Annotated in this window: 15 protein-coding genes; 11 read left to right on the top strand and 4 right to left on the bottom strand. The window is 71.6% G+C overall.

Annotated features, from left to right (window positions below; all coding sequences use genetic code 11):
• Position 1: 1 nt before the first annotated feature.
• A complete protein-coding gene (locus ACFYT4_RS23350) occupies positions 2-1,414 on the top strand; it encodes a sensor histidine kinase (protein ID WP_389272179.1) in 1,413 nt (470 codons plus the stop codon).
• Positions 1,415-1,638: 224 nt separating this feature from the next.
• Here ACFYT4_RS23350 and ACFYT4_RS23345 read toward each other — a convergent pair whose 3' ends face one another.
• Positions 1,639-2,637, bottom strand: a complete 999-nt coding sequence (locus ACFYT4_RS23345; protein ID WP_389272175.1) for a TAXI family TRAP transporter solute-binding subunit — start codon at positions 2,635-2,637, stop codon at positions 1,639-1,641.
• A gap of 194 nt (positions 2,638-2,831) precedes the next feature.
• Between ACFYT4_RS23345 and miaB the strand changes: the two genes are divergently transcribed.
• Both miaB and ACFYT4_RS23335 read left to right on the top strand, forming a co-directional pair.
• Positions 2,832-4,352 carry a tRNA (N6-isopentenyl adenosine(37)-C2)-methylthiotransferase MiaB gene (gene miaB / locus ACFYT4_RS23340; RefSeq protein ID WP_389272172.1) on the top strand — a complete coding sequence of 507 codons (1,521 nt, stop codon included), beginning with the start codon at positions 2,832-2,834 and terminating at the stop codon, positions 4,350-4,352.
• A 207-nt stretch (positions 4,353-4,559) separates the two neighbouring features.
• A complete protein-coding gene (locus tag ACFYT4_RS23335; RefSeq protein ID WP_389272169.1) occupies positions 4,560-5,264 on the top strand; it encodes a class III extradiol dioxygenase subunit B-like domain-containing protein in 705 nt (234 codons plus the stop codon).
• Between the two features lie 347 nt (positions 5,265-5,611).
• Here ACFYT4_RS23335 and ACFYT4_RS23330 read toward each other — a convergent pair whose 3' ends face one another.
• Together ACFYT4_RS23330 and ACFYT4_RS23325 are read right to left on the bottom strand one after the other, a co-directional pair.
• The gene (locus ACFYT4_RS23330) at positions 5,612-5,869 is read right to left on the bottom strand and encodes an antitoxin (protein WP_389272166.1); all 258 of its coding nucleotides are present in this window, start codon (positions 5,867-5,869) and stop codon (positions 5,612-5,614) included.
• A 54-nt stretch (positions 5,870-5,923) separates the two neighbouring features.
• A complete protein-coding gene (locus ACFYT4_RS23325; protein WP_389272163.1) occupies positions 5,924-6,130 on the bottom strand; it encodes a gliding motility protein in 207 nt (68 codons plus the stop codon).
• Positions 6,131-6,312: 182 nt separating this feature from the next.
• Here ACFYT4_RS23325 and miaA point away from each other — a divergent pair, with 182 nt between their 5' ends.
• The 6 genes from miaA (at position 6,313) to hflX (ending at position 14,662) form a co-directional block, all read left to right on the top strand.
• On the top strand, positions 6,313-7,251 hold the full coding sequence (gene miaA / locus ACFYT4_RS23320; RefSeq protein WP_389272160.1) for a tRNA (adenosine(37)-N6)-dimethylallyltransferase MiaA: 939 nt from the start codon (positions 6,313-6,315) through the stop codon (positions 7,249-7,251).
• A 105-nt stretch (positions 7,252-7,356) separates the two neighbouring features.
• Positions 7,357-7,797, top strand: coding sequence for a hypothetical protein (locus tag ACFYT4_RS23315; protein ID WP_389272277.1), 441 nt, complete (start codon positions 7,357-7,359; stop codon positions 7,795-7,797).
• A gap of 130 nt (positions 7,798-7,927) precedes the next feature.
• Positions 7,928-8,863 carry a diaminopimelate epimerase gene (dapF, locus tag ACFYT4_RS23310; protein WP_389272157.1) on the top strand — a complete coding sequence of 312 codons (936 nt, stop codon included), beginning with the start codon at positions 7,928-7,930 and terminating at the stop codon, positions 8,861-8,863.
• 142 nt (positions 8,864-9,005) lie between these two features.
• Complete coding sequence (locus ACFYT4_RS23305; protein ID WP_389272154.1) at positions 9,006-11,216, top strand: RelA/SpoT family protein; 2,211 nt, start codon at positions 9,006-9,008, stop codon at positions 11,214-11,216.
• A 66-nt stretch (positions 11,217-11,282) separates the two neighbouring features.
• Positions 11,283-12,938, top strand: coding sequence for a M1 family metallopeptidase (locus ACFYT4_RS23300; protein WP_389272151.1), 1,656 nt, complete (start codon positions 11,283-11,285; stop codon positions 12,936-12,938).
• 218 nt (positions 12,939-13,156) lie between these two features.
• Positions 13,157-14,662: a GTPase HflX gene (gene hflX / locus ACFYT4_RS23295; protein WP_389272148.1), complete on the top strand. Its 1,506-nt coding sequence runs from the start codon at positions 13,157-13,159 to the stop codon at positions 14,660-14,662.
• 265 nt (positions 14,663-14,927) lie between these two features.
• On the opposite strand, the gene ACFYT4_RS23290 is transcribed toward hflX, so the two are convergent.
• Positions 14,928-16,103, bottom strand: a complete 1,176-nt coding sequence (locus ACFYT4_RS23290; protein ID WP_389272145.1) for a hypothetical protein — start codon at positions 16,101-16,103, stop codon at positions 14,928-14,930.
• A 370-nt stretch (positions 16,104-16,473) separates the two neighbouring features.
• Here ACFYT4_RS23290 and ACFYT4_RS23285 point away from each other — a divergent pair, with 370 nt between their 5' ends.
• Positions 16,474-17,829 (top strand): diaminobutyrate--2-oxoglutarate transaminase family protein, encoded by a 1,356-nt coding sequence (locus ACFYT4_RS23285; protein ID WP_389272142.1) that lies wholly within the window; start codon positions 16,474-16,476, stop codon positions 17,827-17,829.
• Between the two features lie 142 nt (positions 17,830-17,971).
• A complete protein-coding gene (locus tag ACFYT4_RS23280; RefSeq protein WP_389272139.1) occupies positions 17,972-19,912 on the top strand; it encodes an IucA/IucC family protein in 1,941 nt (646 codons plus the stop codon).
• Positions 19,913-19,983 lie beyond the last annotated feature (71 nt).

Genomic DNA, 19,983 nt, shown 5'->3' with positions numbered 1-19,983 from the left:
TGTGCGTACCCGACTTCTCCCGCTGCTCATCGTCCTCATGGCGGGGGTACTGCTCGCCCTGGGCTTCCCGCTCGCCGTGAGCATTGCCGCCGCGCACCAGCAGAAAGTGGTCGTCGACCGGATCGACGACACCGTACGGTTCGCCGCACTCGCGCAGTTCGTCACCGAGGAACCGGGCAGGATCAATGAGCGGGGCTCCACGCTCAAGGACCAGCTCAACCGGTACCACGACACCTACGGCATCAACGCGGGCGTCTTCTACCGCGACGGCCGGCGCTTCATGGCCCGGTCCCCCGAGAACTGGACCGTGCCCCTGGGCGGCGCCGGCCGGCAGGCATTCAGGGAAGCCCTGTCGGGACGGCGCAGCCAGGATCCGCCGCAGGTCTGGCCCTGGCAGGACGACGGCCGCCTCGTCGTCGCCTCGCCCGTCGTCCGGGACGGGGACGTCGTCGCCGTCGTCCTCACCGACTCGCCCACCGGGCAGCTGCGGGCCGGGGTCCTGAGAGGCTGGCTGCTGATCGCGGCGGGGGAGAGCGCGGCGATGCTGCTCGCCGTGGGCGCGGCCTTCCGGCTCACCGGCTGGGTGCTGCGGCCCGTACGTGTCCTGGACGCGGCCACCCACGACATCGCGACCGGACAGCTGAACTCGCGGGTCGCGGTGGCCGGCGGCCCTCCGGAGCTGCGGCGCCTGGCCCGTTCCTTCAACGAGATGGCCGACAACGTCGAAGAGGTGCTGGAGCAGCAGCGGGCCTTTGTCGCCGATGCCTCCCATCAGCTCCGCAACCCCCTGGCCGCTCTGCTGCTGCGTATCGAACTCCTCGCGCTCGAACTGCCCGACGGCAATGAGGAGATCGCCTCCGTCCGCACCGAGGGGAAACGCCTGAGCCAGGTCCTCGACGATCTGCTCGACCTGGCGCTGGCCGAGCACACCTCCGCTGCCCTCGAACTCACCGACATCGGCGAGTTGGCCGCCGAGCGCGTCGCGGCCTGGCGTCCCCTCGCCGAGGAGAAGGGTGTCCGGCTCACCGGGAACACCTCCGCCGTCACCGCGTGGGTGGATCCGATCGCCCTCTCCAGCGCACTGGACGCCGTCGTCGACAACGCGCTCAAGTTCACCCCGCCGGACGAGGTGGTGACCGTCGCGGTCGCCTCCCACGGCAACACCTCCACGATTGTGATCACCGACGGCGGCCCCGGGCTGTCGGACGAGGAACTGGTCCGCATCGGCGACCGCTTCTGGCGCAGTGGCCGCCACCAGAACGTCAAGGGCTCCGGACTCGGCCTCTCCATCTCCCGTGCCCTCCTTTCGGCGGGTGGCGGCACGATCTCGTACGACCACCATGAGCCGCGGGGCCTGACGGTGACCCTCAGCGTCCCCCGTACACCCCCGGCGGCGCTGCCCCGCGCGGACTGAACGGTCCAGCGCCCCCTGAAGTCTGGTCACGGTCCCCTCCCGTCGTGACGCACCGGCCTGCCGACGCGCCGCCACCGGTGGCCGCCCGCCATGAGTCATGCGAACCTGCGGGCTCCGGCCGGGCACGGGGACCACCGGTCGGCGCAGGCCACGGGTCCGGCATCGGGACCGCGGCCCGGTGCGGGCCGCGGGACTCGTCACCGCCGGGGGCGGAAGTCCGCCGTCTACGGCTTGACCGAGCTGTAGTAGCGCTTCGCCCCTTTGTGCAGGGGAAGCGGTGCCGTATAGATCGCGGTCCGCAGGTCCACCAGCTGGGCCGGGTGGACCGTGCGGCCTATTCGGTCCCTGCTCTTGATCACGGTCCGGGTGAAGCCCTCGACCATCGCCTTGTCCATGGTGTCCGTGGTCACCAGCAGATTGGCCACGGCCATCGTCGCCACCGGGAGACCGCTCTGCACCTGGACATAGGCGTCGGGCGGCATCACGGCCAGACGGTAGTAGTTCGTCGCGTCGCTCGTAGTGTGCACCTCCTTCACCAATCCGGACTCCAGCGGCACCAGCCGTATCGCAAAACGCTCCGACAGCCTTTCGACGGCGCTGGTCGGCAGCCCGCCCGACCAGAAGAAGGCGTCGAGCCTGCCCTGCTCCAGCCGGTCAGGGACGGTGTCTATCCCCAGGGGCACGGGTGTGACGTCCTTGTCCGGGTCGAGCCCCGCGGCGATGAGCAGCCGCTCGGCGATGATCCGGACGCCGGACCCCTCCTGCCCGACGCCGACCTTCTTGCCGCGCAGGTCCTTGACTCTCTGCACCCGTGAGTCCCGGGGTACCACCAGCTGCACATAGTCGTCGTACAGCCGCGCGCAGCCCCTCAGGCGATCGGCCCCCGGCTTGCCCTCCAGCTGGTACTTCGCCACGGCGTCGGCGGTGGCGATGGTGAAATCGGCCTCGCCCGAGGCCACCCGGGCCAGATTCTCCTGCGAGCCCTCACTCTGCCGCAGGTCTATGTCGACATCCGGCAGATCGCGGGCGAGGGCCTCCTCCAGCAGAACCCCGTACCGCTGGTACACACCGTTCTGGACGCCTGTGCTGAAGGTGATCCGGCCGCGGGGCGCGGAGTCCCCGAGGGGCAGGATCCACCACCCGAGCAGGCCGAGCACCACGACGAGCGCCGTGGCCCCGGTGAGGGTGCGACGGCGGCTGATGCGGGTCAGGGCCTGGAACATGTTTGCGATCCTGCCAGTCCGCTCACTGTGCTGGCCAGGCCCTGTCCAGTGGACGCCACAGGTGGAACCGTGTCCTCCGAACACCTGCTCCCTTCTCGCGGAACCGGGCCGCGGCCACCGGCCCGATCGCCCCCGTGGATACGGGTCCGGGGTACCGGGCCGGAGGCACTCGTACCACCGCCTACTCTTGATGCATGAGCAGCAGGGACCGGAGCGGAGCAGTGGACGTCAAGCGAACGTACGAGGTGCGCACCTACGGGTGCCAGATGAACGTCCATGATTCCGAACGCCTCTCGGGCCTGCTGGAGACTGCCGGGTACGTCCGCGCCCCCGAGGGCGCCGACGGTGACGCCGACGTCGTCGTCTTCAACACCTGCGCGGTCCGCGAGAACGCCGACAACAAGCTGTACGGCAACCTCGGACGGCTCGCCCCCATGAAGACCAGGCGGCCCGGCATGCAGATCGCCGTCGGCGGCTGCCTCGCCCAGAAGGACCGCGACACCATCGTCACGCGCGCGCCCTGGGTCGACGTCGTCTTCGGCACGCACAACATCGGCAAGCTGCCCGTCCTGCTGGAGCGCGCCCGCGTTCAGGAGGAGGCTCAGGTCGAGATCGCGGAGTCGCTGGAGGCGTTCCCGTCGACCCTGCCGACCCGCCGGGAGTCCGCGTACGCCGCATGGGTCTCCATCTCCGTCGGCTGCAACAACACCTGCACCTTCTGCATCGTGCCCGCGCTGCGCGGCAAGGAGAAGGACCGGCGCCCCGGCGACATCCTGGCCGAGATCGAGGCCCTCGTCGACGAGGGCGTCTCCGAGATCACCCTGCTCGGCCAGAACGTGAACGCGTACGGCTCCGACATCGGCGACCGCGAGGCATTCGGCAAGCTGCTGCGGGCCTGCGGGCGGATCGACGGTCTGGAGCGCGTCCGCTTCACCTCCCCGCACCCCCGCGACTTCACCGACGACGTCATCGCCGCGATGGCCGAGACGCCGAATGTGATGCCCCAGCTGCACATGCCGCTCCAGTCAGGTTCGGACACCGTCCTGAAGGCGATGCGCCGTTCCTACCGCCAGGAGCGATTCCTCGGAATCATCCGGAAGGTGCGCGCCGCGATCCCGCACGCCGCGATCTCGACCGACGTCATCGTGGGCTTCCCCGGCGAGACCGAGGAGGACTTCGAGCAGACGATGCACACGGTCCGTGAGGCCCGCTTCGCGAACGCCTTCACGTTCCAGTACTCCAAGCGCCCCGGCACCCCGGCCGCGACCATGGAGGGCCAGATCCCGAAGGAGGTCGTACAGGCGCGTTACGAGCGGCTGGTCGCCCTCCAGGAGGAGATCTCCTGGGACGAGAACAAGAAGCAGGTCGGCCGCACCCTGGAAGTCATGGTCGCCGAGGGCGAGGGCCGCAAGGACGGCACCACCCACCGTCTGTCCGGCCGCGCGCCCGACAACCGCCTGGTCCACTTCACCAAGCCGGCCGACGAGGTGCGGCCGGGCGACGTGGTGACCGTCGAGATCACCTACGCGGCGCCGCACCATCTGCTGGCGGAGGGCACGACGACGTCGGTACGCCGAACCCGCGCGGGCGATGCCTGGGAGAAGCGGAACGCGGCGGAGGCCGCTAAGCCCACCGGAGTCCTGCTGGGTCTGCCGAAGATCGGCGTCCCGGCTCCGCTGCCCGCCACGACCACTCCCGGCTGCGGCTGCGACTGACGGTTCACCGGGGCCTTCCGCGGGCGATCCCGGTCCAGGATCGGCCGCGGACGCGGTCGTGGCCCGGACCGCCGGGTCCCGCCTCCCGCGCGGGTCCCGGCTGTGGTCCGTAAGCCCACCGTCAGCATTCCGCCTGCCGTCCCCCGTTCCCTTCCCCGGGCCGTCGCATCCGCGTCGGGCCGCCGATCACGCATTAGGGTGACGATCATGCTTGTCGCCGCCGCCGTGTGCCCCTGTCCGCCTCTGCTCGTGCCCGAGGTCGCAGCAGGTGCCGCGCCCGAACTCGACGCGGCGCGGACCGCATGCTCCGACGCGCTCGCGGTGCTCGCCGCCGCACGGCCCGATCTGCTCGTCGTGGTCGGGCCCGCCGGGCAGAAGGAGCGCGGCGCGCACCCGGCCGGAGCGACGGGTTCGTTCCGGGGGTTCGGCGTCGATCTGGAGGTACGCCTCGGGGCCGGGGGGCGCACGGAACGGCAGCTGCCGCCGTCCCTCGCCGTCGGGGCGTGGCTGCTCGACCGCGGCCGCTGGGGCTCCCCGGCGGAGGGCCTGGGGATCGCCGAATCGCTCGCGCCCGCGCTCTGCCGGGAAACGGGCCGGGAGATCGCCGGGCGGGCCGACCGGGTGGCGCTGCTCGCCATGGGCGACGGCAGCGCCTGCCGCACATTCAAGGCCCCGGGCTACCTGGACGAGCGCGCCGCGGGCTTCGACGCGCTGGCGGCCCGAGCCCTGGGGAACGCCGACATCGGAACACTCGCGGGCCTTGATGTGTCGCCGGCGGACGAACTGAAGGCAGCGGGCCGGGCCCCCTGGCAGGTGCTGGCCGGGGCCGCCGAGGGCGCGGGGCTCACCGGCCGTCTTCTCTACGAGGGCGCTCCTTACGGCGTCGGCTACTTCGTGGCCGCCTGGTCCTAGGGCCTCCCGTCCGGATCCCGCCGGGCTTGCGTGCCCTGGCACCGCACGTGTCCCCGTAGCCCTGCGGGCATGGGCGTCCTGCTGCGTTGTCGTCGGTTGCTGATGGCCCCCACGGCCCTTGGGCCGGGGTGGGGGCTCTCCCCACCCGGCCCGATCCCAAACCAAAGACCCCAGCCGCCACGGCCACAGCGGCTGCCGTGCTCACGGAACCCGCCGCCTCGGCGGAATACGCCGGGCACGACTTCGGGGTGGACCGGGCGGGCCCGGGACCGGTACCGGGCCGCATACGCCGGACGGCCACGGAACCAGGTGTTCCGTGGCCGTCCGGCGCTGTGCCGCGGCTCCGCTCAGGCGGCGGGAGGCGGCGAGGCGGGAGGCGGCGGGGTGCCGCCGTCGTCCTTGTGGGCGATGCGGTCCAGTGCCTCCTTGGCCTTGCCGGTACCGGACTCGATCTTCCCGCTGTACTTGCCCTTGGTCCGCGAGTCGACCGCCTTCGCTGCCTTGTCCAGACCGCTCTCGATCTTGCCCCCGTGCTGCTGCGCGAGGTCGGAGACCTTGTCCTTGGCCGGGGCGAGCTTGGCCTTCAGCGTGTCCATGAGACCCATGGGCCACCTTCCCTCGTGGCGACGGCGGCAACCGGCGGCTGCCACCCGTACCTACTACTTTCGGGCGCCCTCTCCGGTCTCGCTGTCCGCGGCGTCCCCGGCCGACTGCTGCCGGGGAATCTCCACGCCCTCGGCGACCGCGGCCACGACACCCTCGGCCTCCGTGGCCTCGGGAGCCGCGGCCGTTTCGCCGCTTCCGGTGTCGGCCGATGCCTCGACCGTCGCCCGGGACTTACGGCTGAACCATGAGAAAACGCCCATATTTACTCCATAGCGTACTCGTGCGGCCGAAGTTCCGCGCCGCCCGGTGCGCCCTGTTGCGTCTCCCCGGGAACGCCGGTCCGAAACCGGCGCGCGAAACCTCGGAACAGGCAACGAAGCCCCCGCTCCGCCGTCACCTCGCTCGTTCGGGGACACCTCCGGGGGTTTGGGAGACTGGGACGGTGAGAAGTGCAGCTCCCGCTCCGCGGGTCATCGCCGTCGTCGGCCCCACAGCGGCCGGAAAGTCCGATCTGGGTGTCTTCCTCGCCCAGCAGCTGGGCGGTGAAGTCGTCAACGCCGACTCCATGCAGCTGTACCGGGGGATGGACATCGGCACCGCCAAGCTGACGCCCGGGGAGCGAGGTGGCGTCCCGCACCACCTCCTCGACATCTGGGACGTCACGGAGACGGCCAGCGTCGCCGAGTACCAGAGACTCGCCCGGGCCGAGATCGACCGGCTCCTCGCCGAAGGCCGTACACCGGTCCTCGTCGGCGGCTCGGGGCTCTACGTACGCGGCGCCATCGACGCCCTCGAATTCCCCGGCACCGACCCCGCCGTCCGCGCCCGGCTGGAGGCGGAACTCGTCACCGAAGGCTCGGGGGCTCTGCACGCGCGCCTCACAGCGGCCGACCCCGAGGCCGGCCGCGCGATCCTGCCCGGCAACGGGCGCCGGATCGTCCGGGCGCTGGAAGTGATCGAGATCACCGGCAAGCCCTTCACCGCCAATCTCCCCGGCCACGACGCCGTCTACGACACGGTCCAGATCGGCGTCGATGTCGCCCGCCCCGAGCTCGACGAGCGCATCGCCCGGCGTGTCGACCGGATGTGGGAGGCGGGGCTCGTCGACGAAGTGCGTGCCCTGGAGGCGCGGGGGTTGCGCGAGGGGCGTACGGCATCACGCGCCCTCGGCTACCAGCAGGTCCTCACAGCGCTCGCGGGGGAGTGCACCGAGCAGGAGGCGCGCGACGAGACCGTCCGTGCCACCAAGCGCTTCGCGCGCCGTCAGGATTCGTGGTTCAGACGCGATCCGCGGGTGCATTGGTTGAGTGGGGCGGTCGCGGACCGCGGGGAACTTCCGCGACTGGCGCTGACGTTGATCGAACGAGCGGTTACAGCCTGATCACGTGATGGCATCGGGACGCCATGCCCGTCAATCAGGCGCCCCCGACCGTGCCATCATCGAGCATCGATCGACGTGGAGTCCGAGTTGGGAGGGCGCGTGGCGATGGAGGCCGGCCCTCACGACACCGAGCAGCAGCCACGGGACGCCGTGGACGGTCTGGCCCGTCTGAGCCCGGACGGCCCGGACGACCAGGACCTGCTGACGGACGAGGTCGAGGTCGAGCTGCGTCCCGCCCGCAGGCTGCGGATCTGGCAGCTCGCGCCCATTGTGACGCTCGCCGCGGTCGGTTCCCTGATGTTCGCATTCCCCCTCGCCTTCGGTACGGGTGACGGCGGCGCCGTCGTCGCCATGCTGGGCCTGCTGATCAGCTGCTGTGCCGCCGGCTGGGGCGTGATGGCCGCCCGCCGCGTGGGCCACACCTGGCCGGGCCTGCCGGCACGCGGCTCCGGGGAGCGTCCGGACTGGCGTGTTCTCGCCCTCTACGTCGGGGTGGGCCTCCTGATCGTCGCCCTGGCCGTCTGGCGCGTGGCCCGCCTCCGCTGACGTCCCGCACCCGCCCGTGCGTTCCTTCGCCGGATGCCCCGTCACCCCCCGGCACAGGGCGCCGTCGGCCGGTCGGCCACCCGCGGTCCCCGTCGCGGTGCGGGGGCCGCTGTCGGACCCTCCTCGTACGATGGACGACGTGACCACCGCACAGTCCTCACCGACCGCGTCGACCGGTGCCGTCGCCTTCCTCAAGGGCCACGGCACCGAGAACGACTTCGTGATCGTCCCCGACCCCGACAACGGCCTGGACCTGTCCGCCTCCGCCGTCGCCCGGCTCTGCGACCGGCGCGCGGGCATCGGCGGCGACGGTCTGCTGCATGTCGTCCGGTCCGCGGCGCACCCGGAGGCCCGGGCCATGGCGGACGAGGCCGAGTGGTTCATGGACTACCGGAACGCGGACGGATCGATCGCCGAGATGTGCGGCAACGGCGTCCGCGTCTTCGCCCGCTACCTCCAGCGCGCGGGCCACACCGGGGCCGGTGATCTGGCCGTGGCCACCCGCGGCGGCGTGAAGAAGGTGCACCTGGCGAAGAGCGCGACGCCTGAGGAGGACGGCGACATCACCGTCTTCATGGGCCGCGCCACCCTCCCCGGGGAGAGCGTCACCGTCACCGTGGACGGCCGCGCCTGGCCCGCGCGCAATGTCGGCATGGGCAACCCGCACGCGGTCGTGTTCGTCGACGACCTGGACCACGCGGGCGATCTGCGCTCCGAGCCCTCCTTCACCCCGACGGCCGTCTACCCGGACGGAGTCAACATCGAGTTCGTCGTCGACCGCGGCGAGCGCCATGTCGCCATGCGGGTCCACGAAAGGGGCTCGGGCGAGACGCGCTCCTGCGGCACGGGCGCGTGTGCCGTGGCCGTCGCCGCGGCCCGCAGGGACGGTACCGACCCCTCGGCGACCGGCACCCCCGTCACGTACACCGTGGATCTGCCCGGCGGACGGCTGGTGATCACGGAACGGCCCGACGGCGGGATCGAGATGACGGGACCGGCGGTCATCGTCGCGGAGGGTCACCTCGCGCCTGCCCTTCTCGCGCACTCCGGAACCGCCACCGGATAGAGCTTCGCTCGAATGGGTGATCCGGTTCACGCTCGGCGAGAGCCGGACTGCTCCACGTGGTGGGCTCGGTAGCATCAAGCACCGGCCCGGAGGGCACACCTGCTCTTCCCACCGCCGGTCGAATGCCGCCCGGAGGTGCCCCATGAGTGCAGAGGCCGCCAACCCTGGTGCCCACAGCCGCAGACGCGGCCGTCCCAGGATCGACCTCCGCAGGCTGGGCCGCGCCGCGCTCCTCGGCCCGGCAGGCCGGGACCGTCTCCCCGACGCGATCGGACATGTCGCCGACGTCCACCGGGCGCACCACCCCGACGCGGATCTCGCGACCCTGCACAAGGCGTACGTCCTCGCGGAGACGTCCCATCGGGGGCAGTTCCGCAAGAGCGGCGAGCCGTACATCACCCACCCGCTCGCCGTGACCCTGATCCTCGCCGAACTGGGCGCGGAGACCACGACCCTGACCGCGTCACTCCTCCACGACACCGTCGAGGACACCGAAGTGACGCTCGAACAGGTCAAGACCGAGTTCGGGGCCGAAGTCGCGTATCTGGTCGACGGGGTCACCAAGCTGGAGAAGGTCGACTACGGCGCGGCGGCCGAGCCCGAGACCTTCCGCAAGATGCTCGTCGCCACCGGCAACGACGTCCGTGTGATGTCCATCAAGCTCGCCGACCGGCTGCACAACATGCGCACCCTCGGGGTGATGCGCCCCGAGAAACAGGTCCGTATCGCCAAGGTCACCCGCGAGGTCCTCATTCCGCTCGCCGAACGGCTCGGCGTACAGGCGCTCAAGACCGAGCTGGAGGACCTCGTCTTCGCGATCCTCCATCCCGAGGAGTACGAGCGCACCCGCGCCCTGATCGCCGGGAACACCACGGCGGACGCCGCGCTCGACTCCACGGCCGAACGCTTCCGGGCGGTGCTGAGGGACGCCCGAATCACCGCCGAAGTCCTGATCAGGCCCCGGCACTTCGTCTCCGTGCACCGCGTCAGCCAAAAGCGCGGCGAACTGCGCGGCACCGACTTCGGGCGGCTGCTCGTCCTGGTCGGCGAGGACGCCGACTGCTACGGGGTGCTCGGCGAGCTGCACACCTGCTTCACACCGGTGATCTCCGAGTTCAAGGACTTCATCGCCGCACCCAAGTTCAATCTGTACCAGTCGCTGCACACCGCCGTCGCCGGGCCGGACGGCGCGGTCGCCGAGGTCCTCATCCGGACCCACCAGATGCACAAGGTCGCCGAGGCCGGAGTGATCGCGCTCGGCAATCCGTACCCGCCCGCGGAAGGCGCCGGGGCCGAGCCCGCCGACGGCGAACGCGCCGACCCGACACGGCCCGGCTGGCTCTCCCGCCTGCTGGAGTGGCAGGAGTCCACCCCCGACTCCGACACCTTCTGGACGTCGCTGCGCGCCGATCTCGCACAGGACCGCGAGATCACCGTCTTCCGCGCCGACGGCCGGATGCTCGGGCTGCCCGCCGGCGCGAGCTGTGTCGACGCCGCCTACGCGCAGTACGGCGAACTGGCCCACGCCTGCATCGGCGCCCGTGTCAACGGCCGCCTGGCGACGCTGAGCACCGTCCTCAAGGACGGCGACACCGTCCATCTGCTGCTCGCGAACGACGCGCGGACCACCCACGAGGGCCCCGGCCCCCGGAACGAGAGCCCCCGGCACGCCTCCGGCAACCGCAGCGGCGCCCACGAGGCCCGGCCCCCGTTTGACGGCGAGGGCTCGCAGGGCAACCCCGGCACCGTCTCCGGGCCGTCGCCCGACTGGCTCGACCACGCCCGTACGCCCGCCGCGCGCATCGCCATCACGGCGTGGCTCGACGCCAACCCGGCGGGGGAGGACGTGCCGGCGGTGACGCGCCGCAGGCCCGCCCCCGTCGCCGCCGGTCGTCCCAGCACCGCCAACGCCGTCGTCGACGTGCCCGACGCGACCGTACGGCTCGCCGGGTGCTGTACGCCCGTGCCGCCCGACCCGGTCACCGGCTTCGCGGTACGCGGCGGCGTGGTGACCGTGCACCGCGAGGAGTGCCCCGCCGCCTCCCGGATGAAGTCCCTTGAACGCGAGCCGGTCCCGGTGCGCTGGGGGGACGCCGCCGGCTGCCGGGTGACCCTGGTCGCCGAGTCGTTCGGCCGTCCCAGACTGCTCGCCGATCTCACCGAGGCCATCGCCGCCAAGGGCGCGGCCGTCGTCTCGGCCACCGTCGAACCGCCCAGCGAACAGCGCGTACGGCACACGTACACCCTGCAACTCCCGGACGCGGCCGGGCTTCCCTCGCTGATGCGTGCCATGCGCGATGTGCCGGGGGTGTACGACGTCAGCCGCACCCAGCATCCAGCGGCCACCGGCTGACCTCGTTCGGGTGGTACGGCGCGCGCCGCCGGGTCCGGCGCCGTGGCGCGCTGATAGCGGTAGTGCATGCTGCCCGAACCCCCCGCTCCCTCCGTCTCGCGCACACGGCCCGAGCCCCCGCAGGGCTCTCAGCCGCCTCTCCCCGCGCGTCGCGGTGGGCGACGGCGTCCGCTGCGCGCGGCCCTGCTCGCTCTCGCGTCCGCCGTCCTCGTCGCCGCGGCCCCGCCGCCGCCCGCACCGACCGCACTCGGCATCGGCGACCCGCTCTTCCCCCAGCTCGGCAATCCCGGATACGACGTCCTGGCCTACGACATCGACCTCACCTACCACGGCAGCAACACCACGCCCCTGGACGCCGTGACCACGATCGACGCGCGCCTGACCGAACGGCTGGAACGGATCAACCTGGACTTCACCCACGGCACGGTACGCACGGTCAGGGTGAACGGAATCCGCGCCGGCTTCGCGACCGCGGGGGAGGATCTGGTGGTGCGGCCGGTCATCACCCTCCCGCGCGGCTCACGCGCGCGCATCACCGTCGAGCACACCAGCGACCCCCGGGGCACGAACGAAGCCGGCGGCTGGCTGCGGACCGGTGACGGGCTCGCCATGGCGAACCAGGCCGACGCCGCTCACCGGGTCTTCCCGTCCAACGACCACCCCGCGGACAAGGCGTACTTCACCTTCCGTATCACCGCCCCCAGCGAGCTGACCGCCGTGGCCAACGGCGTACGGAAGTGGCGGAAGCGGAACGGTGCGACCACCACCTGGGCGTACCGCACCCGTCACCCCATGGCCACCGAACTCGCCCAGGTCTCCATCGGCCGCTCCGCCGTCCTCACCCGCGAGGGCCCCCGCGGGCTCCCCGTGCGCGATGTGGTCCCGGCCGAGGACACCGCCTTGCTGGAACCCTGGCTGAGGAAGACACCGGCCCAGCTGGAGTGGCTGGAGCGGAAGGTGGGCCGCTACCCGTTCGAGACGTACGGAGTGCTCGTCGCCGACGCCCGTACCGGTTTCGAGCTGGAGACGCAGACCCTGTCCCTGTTCGAGCGCCCCCTCTTCACCAGTGCGTCCCTCCCCGAGTGGTACGTCGACTCGATCATGGTCCACGAGCTGGCCCACCAGTGGTTCGGCAACAGCGTCTCCCCCCGTTCCTGGTCGGATCTGTGGCTGAACGAGGGACACGCCACCTGGTACGAGGCCCTCCACGCCGAGGAGAACGACGGCTACACCCTTCAGTGGCGGATGCGTGAGGCGTACCGGCGCTCCGACCAGTGGCGAGCCGACGGCGGCCCGCCCGCGGCCCCGAAGCCCCCGGCGCCGGGGCAGAAGATCAGCCTCTTCCGGCCGGTGGTGTACGACGGCTCCGCGCTCGTCCTGTACGCGCTGCGGCAGACGATCGGAACGGAAGCGTTCGACCGGTTGCAGCGGGCCTGGGTGCGGGAGTACCGCGACGGGACGGCGAGCACGGCGGACTTCACACGACTCGCCTCCCGGATCGCGGGACGCGACCTCACGGCCTTCCTCCGGGCGTGGCTGTACGAGGAGCGCACGCCGCCGATGCCCGGCCATCCGGACTGGCGGAGCACCGCCCCGAGAGCCGGGGCCAAGGCTCCGGGGCGGCTGCAGGACGAGGTCCGCAAGGGCCGGTGGGCCGAGGTGCCGAAGGCCGGTGGAGCGGGGGCCGCGGAGCGCGGCGGGCGGACGTCCCCGGCCTCGTAAACCGGGATGACGGCCCCGGCGGCACCGTGCGACCATCGAGATGTCGGGCGATGCAGTCCGGTGCCGGGTTTCCGCCTCGTACGAGGTGCGACAGCATCGCGCACGCGATACGGGAATCATTCCGGACCGTCACACGTTGTGACGGAAGAAGGCCGTTCCGGAGGCTGCTTCCTCCGGCGCGACCGGCAGTGCAGATCTCCCATCGACGTAAGGATCCAATGACCTCCTCTTCATCCCCTTCCCAGGACGAGCAGAGCTTCGACAAGCAGAGCTTCGCCGAGACGCGCACCGAGAGCCTTCGGGCCGATGCCCTGATGGAAGAGGACGTCGCCTGGAGCAACGAGATCGACGGAGAGCGGGACGGCGATCAGTTCGACCGCTCCGAGCGTGCCGCGCTGCGGCGCGTGGCGGGCCTCTCCACCGAGCTCGAGGACGTCACCGAGGTCGAGTACCGACAGCTGCGCCTGGAGCGTGTGGTGCTGGTCGGCGTTTGGACCTCGGGGACGGCGCAGGACGCGGAGAATTCCCTCGCGGAGCTCGCGGCCCTCGCCGAGACGGCGGGCGCGCTGGTGCTCGACGGCGTCATCCAGCGCCGTGACAAGCCGGACCCGGCCACCTACATCGGTTCGGGCAAGGCGCAGGAGCTGCGGGACATCGTCCTCGAATCCGGCGCCGACACCGTCGTGTGCGACGGAGAGCTGAGCCCCGGCCAGCTGATCCACCTTGAGGACGTCGTCAAGGTCAAGGTGGTCGACCGCACCGCCCTGATCCTCGACATCTTCGCCCAGCACGCCAAGTCCCGAGAGGGCAAGGCGCAGGTCGCACTCGCGCAGATGCAGTACATGCTGCCGAGGCTGCGCGGCTGGGGCCAGTCGCTGTCCCGGCAGATGGGTGGCGGCGGCAGTGGCGGGATGGCCACCCGAGGACCCGGTGAGACCAAGATCGAGACGGACCGGCGGCGGATCCGCGAGAAGATGGCGAAGATGCGCCGGGAGATCGCGGAGATGAAGACCGGCCGTGAGATCAAACGGCAGGAGCGCCGGCGCAACAAGGTGCCGTCGGTCGCGATCGCCGGGTACACCAACGCCGGAAAGTCCTCGCTCCTCAACCGCCTGACCGGCGCCGGAGTCCTTGTGGAGAACGCGCTGTTCGCCACCCTGGACCCGACCGTCCGCCGGGCCGAGACGCCGAGCGGCCGTCTCTACACCCTGGCCGACACCGTCGGGTTCGTGCGGCATCTGCCGCACCACCTGGTCGAGGCGTTCCGCTCCACCATGGAGGAGGTCGGGGACTCCGATCTGATCCTGCATGTCGTGGACGGTGCCCATCCCGCGCCGGAAGAGCAGCTGGCCGCCGTGCGCGAGGTCATCCGCGATGTGGGCGCGGTGAACGTGCCCGAGATCGTGGTGATCAACAAGGCGGACGCGGCCGACCCTGTGGTGCTCCAGCGGCTGCTGCGCATCGAGCGGCACGCGATCGCGGTATCGGCGCGGACCGGCCAGGGCATCGACGAACTGCTCGCGCTCATCGATGTCGAACTGCCCCGGCCCGAGGTCGAGATCGAGGCTCTCGTTCCGTACACCCAGGGCGGACTGGTCTCGCGGGTGCATGCCGACGGCGAGGTTCTCTCCGAAGAACACACCACGGAGGGCACCCTGCTCAAGGCGCGTGTCCATTCTGAGCTGGCCGCCGCGCTGGCGCCGTATCTTCCGGTGGCCGGCTGACGGGTCCGTACGGCGGGTACTGAATGCGCGAACCGCGCCGGGTGACGGGTTTCCTTCCGTGCCCGGCGCGGTTCCGAACGACACCACTGCGTCCGTTCCTCCAGGTGAGGGGCGGGCGCTGTGCTGTGCCGGGACATCTGCCGGGGGCGCCTGCCCCGCCCCGATCGCTGGGTGGACCTCGCGCATGTCCGGGTCCCGTGCCGGTCCGCCCCGAGGCGTCCTGCACGGGACCCGAAGGAAGGTGCCCGGTGAACCGCCCGGCGGGCTACCGGCCCGCGAACTTCTTGCTGACGGCGTCGTAGATGCCCTTGGCCTCCGGGCCGAGGCGCGGTCCGGCGAGCCAGCCGGCGGAGACCGGGCCGATCGAGGTGTTGGACACCAGGGCGGGCTTGCCGTCCTGGCCCTTGGCCACCCAGCCGCCGCCGGACGATCCGCCGGTCATGGTGCAGCCGATGCGGTACATCGTCGGCTGATCGGCCGTGACGGAGAGGCGTCCGGGCTTGTCCCCGCACTGGAACATCCGCTGGCCGTCGAACGGCGGCGCGGCCGGGTAGCCGGTCGCGCTCATGCTGTCGATCTCCGGTGCCGCCGGGGCGTTGAAGTCCACCGGGAGCGCCGAACCGACCGTCTCCTCCAGTGACTTGCCCGAACCGCCCTTCTCGGGAGTGACATGGATCACGGCGAAGTCATAGGGAGCGCCCTGGCCACCGGTCGGCGCACCCTGGTTGATCCACTGGTCCGACGTCTGTGCCCAGTCGCCCCACCACACGCCGTGCGGAGCGATCTCCTCCTTGGGCGCGCCCTCCAACTGCGCGGTGGGCCTGGCGGTGTCGTTGTACGAGGGAACAAAGGCGATGTTGCGGTACCAGCCGCCCTTCTTGCCCGCGTGGACGCAGTGGCCCGCCGTCCACACCATGTTGGACTTGCCCGGGTTGGCCGGGTCCTGGACGACGGTTGCCGAACAGACCATCGAGCCCTGGGGGCCGTCGAAGAAGACCTTCCCCGCCGCCGGGGCGTTCGTCCGGTACGGAGCCTTCACCGGCTGTGCCTCGACAGCGGCGGGCGTCGGGTCGGTGACAGCCTCGTCACCGGATATGTCGTTGTCGACCGGCTGCTCCGGGGGCTTCTCGGCGTCCCGCATCCGGTCCGGGTCCCACAGGCCCTCGATGATCGGGTTGATGTAGTCCGTGGCCTCGCGGAGCCACTTCTCCCGGTCCCAGTTCTTCCACTCGCCGTTGCGCCACTTGTCCAGATCGATCCCGTGCTCCTTGAGCCTGTCCTTGATGTCGTCCGGGATCGTGATCCCGCCGTCGGTGGGCAGGCTCGCGGGGGCGCTCGGCTTGTCGCCCGCGTTGTCCTCGCTCGGACCGCAGGCGGTGGCCGTCAGCGCGAGTACAGCGGCCATGGAAGCCGCCGCCAGCATTGGGCGAATGGGTCGCATGTCGTGATCCCCCTGGGACATCGGTGCTTCTGAGCTTCTGAACGGTGGAACCGCACTGGTTGACCGCGCAACTGCCGGAACCGCCGGGAACCCTACAAGCCCGAGCACTTCCCGGACGAGGCCCCCCACTGTTCCGGTGCTGATGGGGACGGTTCCCGGCGGCTCGTCGGTTCCGCGGCAGCCACGGCTCCGCCGCCGGGAACGATCTTTTCCGCGCCCGTGATCCCCGGCGTCCACCGTCGTTGGTAGGTACGGGGATACGGGAGTCGCAGAGACAGCGTGCAGCCCGGGAGGGCGGCTTGGGGGACGCCGTACCGATGTGCGACGCACCTGTTACAGCGCAACAGTTACCGCTGGAGGTCCAACAGCCGTGGCCGTGACCGAACCTGCTCCCGCGCCGCCGTCCACGCATGAGGGGATCCTGCTGCGCCAGTCGCTGCGCGAGTCCGCCGCCCGGACCTACGCCCGCGCGCTGCCCATCGTTCCCGTACGGGCGAAGGGGCTCACGATCGAGGGCGCCGACGGACGCCGGTATCTGGACTGTCTCTCCGGCGCGGGGACGCTCGCCCTCGGACACAACCACCCGGTGGTGCTCGAAGCGATCAGAAAAGTCGTCGACTCCGGGGCACCCCTGCACGTCCTGGACCTGGCCACTCCGGTGAAGGACGCCTTCACGACCGAGCTGTACGCCACCCTGCCCCCGGCCTTCGCCGATGACGCACGGATCCAGTTCTGCGGACCGGCGGGCACCGACGCCGTCGAAGCGGCGCTCAAGCTCGTCCGCACGGCGACCGGGCGCCGTGGGCTCCTCGCCTTCACCGGCGCGTACCACGGCATGACGGCGGGCGCCCTCGACGCCTCGGGCGGCGCCACCGACGTCCGTGTGACCCGGCTGCCGTTCCCGCAGGACTACCGCTGCCCGTTCGGCGTGGGCGGCGAGCGCGGTGCCGAACTGGGTGCGCGCTGGACCGAGAACCTCCTGGACGACCCAAAGAGCGGGGTCCCCGCGCCGGCCGGGATGATCCTCGAACCGGTGCAGGGGGAGGGCGGCGTCTTCCCGGCCCCCGACACCTGGCTGCGCCGGATGCGGCGGATCACCGCCGACCGCGCGATCCCCCTGATCGCCGACGAGGTGCAGACCGGGGTCGGACGCACCGGCACCTTCTGGGCCGTGGAACAGAGCGGGATCGTGCCCGATGTGATGGTGCTGTCCAAGGCGATCGGCGGCTCCCTTCCCCTCGCGGTGATCGTCTACAGGTCCGAACTCGACGCCTGGCAGCCCGGTGCCCACGCCGGCACCTTCCGCGGGAACCAGCTCGCCATGGCGGCCGGTGCCGCCACTCTCGCCTTCGTACGCACTCAGGGGCTCGCCGCACGCGCCGCGACCCTCGGCGCCAGGATGCTGGGCCAACTGCGGGCACTGGCAGCGGCACACCCCGTCGTCGGCGACGTACGGGGCCGGGGCCTCATGCTCGGCGTCGAACTCGTCGATCCCTTCGCCGAACCGGCCGATCCTCCGATCCCGCCGCCCGCGCCCCAGCTGGCCTCCGCCGTCCGGCAGGAGTGCCTGGACCGCGGGCTGATCGTCGAACTCGGCGGACGCCACTCCGCTGTCGTACGCCTCCTTCCGCCTCTCACGCTCACCGATGAACAGGCCGCGGCCGTCCTCGACCGCTTCGCCGACGCTCTGGCCGCGGCCGAACGCTCCACCCGGCCGAAGCGCTGACGGGCCCGGCGCGGCCGGAGCCATCGTCGCGCCGGACGCGTCCGGCGCGGCTGATCCGATCACCCCTTACGCCCGGCGGGGCCGAAGCGGCGATGACAGCAGCCGGCCCCTCCGTGATCCACACACAACAAGGAAGCTCTCCGTGAACGCCACCCCCACCCCCGCACCCGACGCGTCCCGGGCCGTCGGCGCCCACAGCCCGGCGGCCCACGACCGAAGCCAGGGCCAGACCCACGGCCCCGCTACGGCCGGTGCGCCGACGGTGCCGCGCCAGCACACGGGGACCCACGGTGAACAGCGCCCCCCCATGGCGATCCCGGGCTCGCAAGCCCCGGCGGGCGAGCTTCTCGACCATCCGGACCCCCACCGTGCCGCGGACGCGGCAGCCGTCGAGAACCTGCTGCGCTGCTGGGTGCGGGAGAACGGCATCGACCGGCCCTACGGGCCGACCCTCCGCATCCCGCTGCACACCAGCGGCACGGCGCTGCTCGTCCCCGTCCGCTACTGGTCGACCGGCGGCTGGCACCGCTTCGGCGCACCGGTACTGGAGGAGGCGCTGCGCGACGCACCCGCCGCCGATGCCGTGACGGTCGCGGCCCTCATCAGCCGGGAGGCCGGACAGAGCGCGGGAACCGACCTCGTCGGCCGGGTCGCCGACTCCGTACGTCATACGGCCGCCTTCATCGCCGAACGCCGTACCCATCCCGGACCCTCGCCCGAGGCGGACCTCTTTCTCACCGCCGAGCAGTCCCTCCTGCTCGGCCACCCCCTGCATCCCACGCCCAAGAGCCGCGAAGGGCTCTCCGAGTCCGAGGCCCGGCGCTACGCCCCGGAGTTGTACGGCTCCTTCCCCCTGCACTGGATGGCGGTCGACCGGTCCGTCCTGGCCACCGAGTCGGCCTGGACCGAACAGGGCCGAGTCCTGCCCGCCGAGCAGCTCACCGCCCGGCTCGCCGGGGACCTTCCGTGCCCCGCCCGTACCGTCGCCCTTCCCCTGCACCCCTGGCAGGCCCGAGAGCTGCGGCACCGGCCCGCCGTCGCGTCCCTCCTCGACGCGGGGCTGCTCCACGACCTCGGTCCGCACGGTGACCTCTGGTATCCCACCTCCTCCGTCCGGACCGTGCACCGCCCGGGCGCACCCGCCATGCTCAAACTCTCCCTCGGTGTACGCATCACCAACTCCCGTCGTGAGAACCTCCGCAAGGAACTCCACCGCGGTGTCGAGGTCCACCGCCTGCTGCGGACCGGCCTCGCCGAACAGTGGCGCGCGGCCCACCCCGGCTTCGACATCGTCCGCGACCCCGCCTGGCTCGCCGTCGACAACCCCGCCGGCGACGGGACGGCCGAGGGCGGCGCCCCCGAGCCGGTGACCGGACTCGATGTGGTCCTGCGCCACAATCCGTTCGGCGCGCGGGACGACGCCGTCTGCATCGCGGGACTGACCGCGCTCCGGCCCTGGCCCGGCCGCGACGACATGCACTCACGCCTCGCCGACATCGTGACCCACCTGGCCGCACGCACGGGCCGGCCGATCGGAGCCGTCGCCACCGAGTGGTTCCTGCGCTACCTCGACCAGGTTGTACGCCCCGTCCTGCGGCTGGACGCCATCGCGGGCGTCGCCCTCGAAGCACACCAGCAGAACACGCTGGTACTCCTCGACCCCGACGGCTGGCCCGCCGGCGGCCGCTACCGGGACAACCAGGGCTACTACTTCCGCGAGTCCCGTCGCGCGGAACTCGAACACCGCCTTCCCGGCATCGGCTCACTCAGCGACACCTTCGTCTCCGACGAGGTCACCGACGAGCGGTTCGCCTACTACCTCGGCATCAACAACGTGCTCGGCCTGATCGGAGCCTTCGGGGCACAGCGCCTCGCCGACGAGCGCGTACTCATCGCCGCCTGCCGGCGGTTTCTCGCGTCCGCGGCGCGCCTGGGCTCCCCGCTCCCCGCCCTGCTCCTGGAAGCACCCACCCTGCGCTGCAAGGCCAACCTTCTCACCCGGCTGCGCGGCCTCGACGAACTCGTCGGCCCGGTCGACACCCAGTCCGTCTACGTCACCATCACCAACCCCCTCCACTCCTGAACCGGCCTCCTCCGATTCCTTCCGTCGCCTTCCGTCGCGCTTCGTTCCCTTCCTTCGCTTCCGTCGCCTTC

It is taken from the genome of Streptomyces sp. NPDC004609 (assembly GCF_042873655.1).
Taxonomy (GTDB): domain Bacteria; phylum Actinomycetota; class Actinomycetes; order Streptomycetales; family Streptomycetaceae; genus Streptomyces.
Note: the sequence above shows the minus strand (reverse complement) of the source record. Positions and strands in the feature narration are given on the sequence as shown.

Bases quoted from the DNA above. Each gene is read 5' to 3' on its own strand.
- ACFYT4_RS23330 (WP_389272166.1), bottom strand. From the start codon at position 5,869: ATGGGTCTCATGGACACGCTGAAGGCCAAGCTCGCCCCGGCCAAGGAC.
- ACFYT4_RS23325 (WP_389272163.1), bottom strand. From the start codon at position 6,130: ATGGGCGTTTTCTCATGGTTCAGCCGTAAGTCCCGGGCGACGGTCGAG.
- hflX (WP_389272148.1), top strand. From the start codon at position 13,157: ATGACCTCCTCTTCATCCCCTTCCCAGGACGAGCAGAGCTTCGACAAG.
- dapF (WP_389272157.1), top strand. From the start codon at position 7,928: ATGGACGACGTGACCACCGCACAGTCCTCACCGACCGCGTCGACCGGT.
- ACFYT4_RS23300 (WP_389272151.1), top strand. From the start codon at position 11,283: ATGCTGCCCGAACCCCCCGCTCCCTCCGTCTCGCGCACACGGCCCGAG.
- ACFYT4_RS23345 (WP_389272175.1), bottom strand. From the start codon at position 2,637: ATGTTCCAGGCCCTGACCCGCATCAGCCGCCGTCGCACCCTCACCGGG.
- ACFYT4_RS23290 (WP_389272145.1), bottom strand. From the start codon at position 16,103: ATGCGACCCATTCGCCCAATGCTGGCGGCGGCTTCCATGGCCGCTGTA.
- ACFYT4_RS23335 (WP_389272169.1), top strand. From the start codon at position 4,560: ATGCTTGTCGCCGCCGCCGTGTGCCCCTGTCCGCCTCTGCTCGTGCCC.
- miaB (WP_389272172.1), top strand. From the start codon at position 2,832: ATGAGCAGCAGGGACCGGAGCGGAGCAGTGGACGTCAAGCGAACGTAC.
- ACFYT4_RS23305 (WP_389272154.1), top strand. From the start codon at position 9,006: ATGAGTGCAGAGGCCGCCAACCCTGGTGCCCACAGCCGCAGACGCGGC.
- ACFYT4_RS23315 (WP_389272277.1), top strand. From the start codon at position 7,357: ATGGAGGCCGGCCCTCACGACACCGAGCAGCAGCCACGGGACGCCGTG.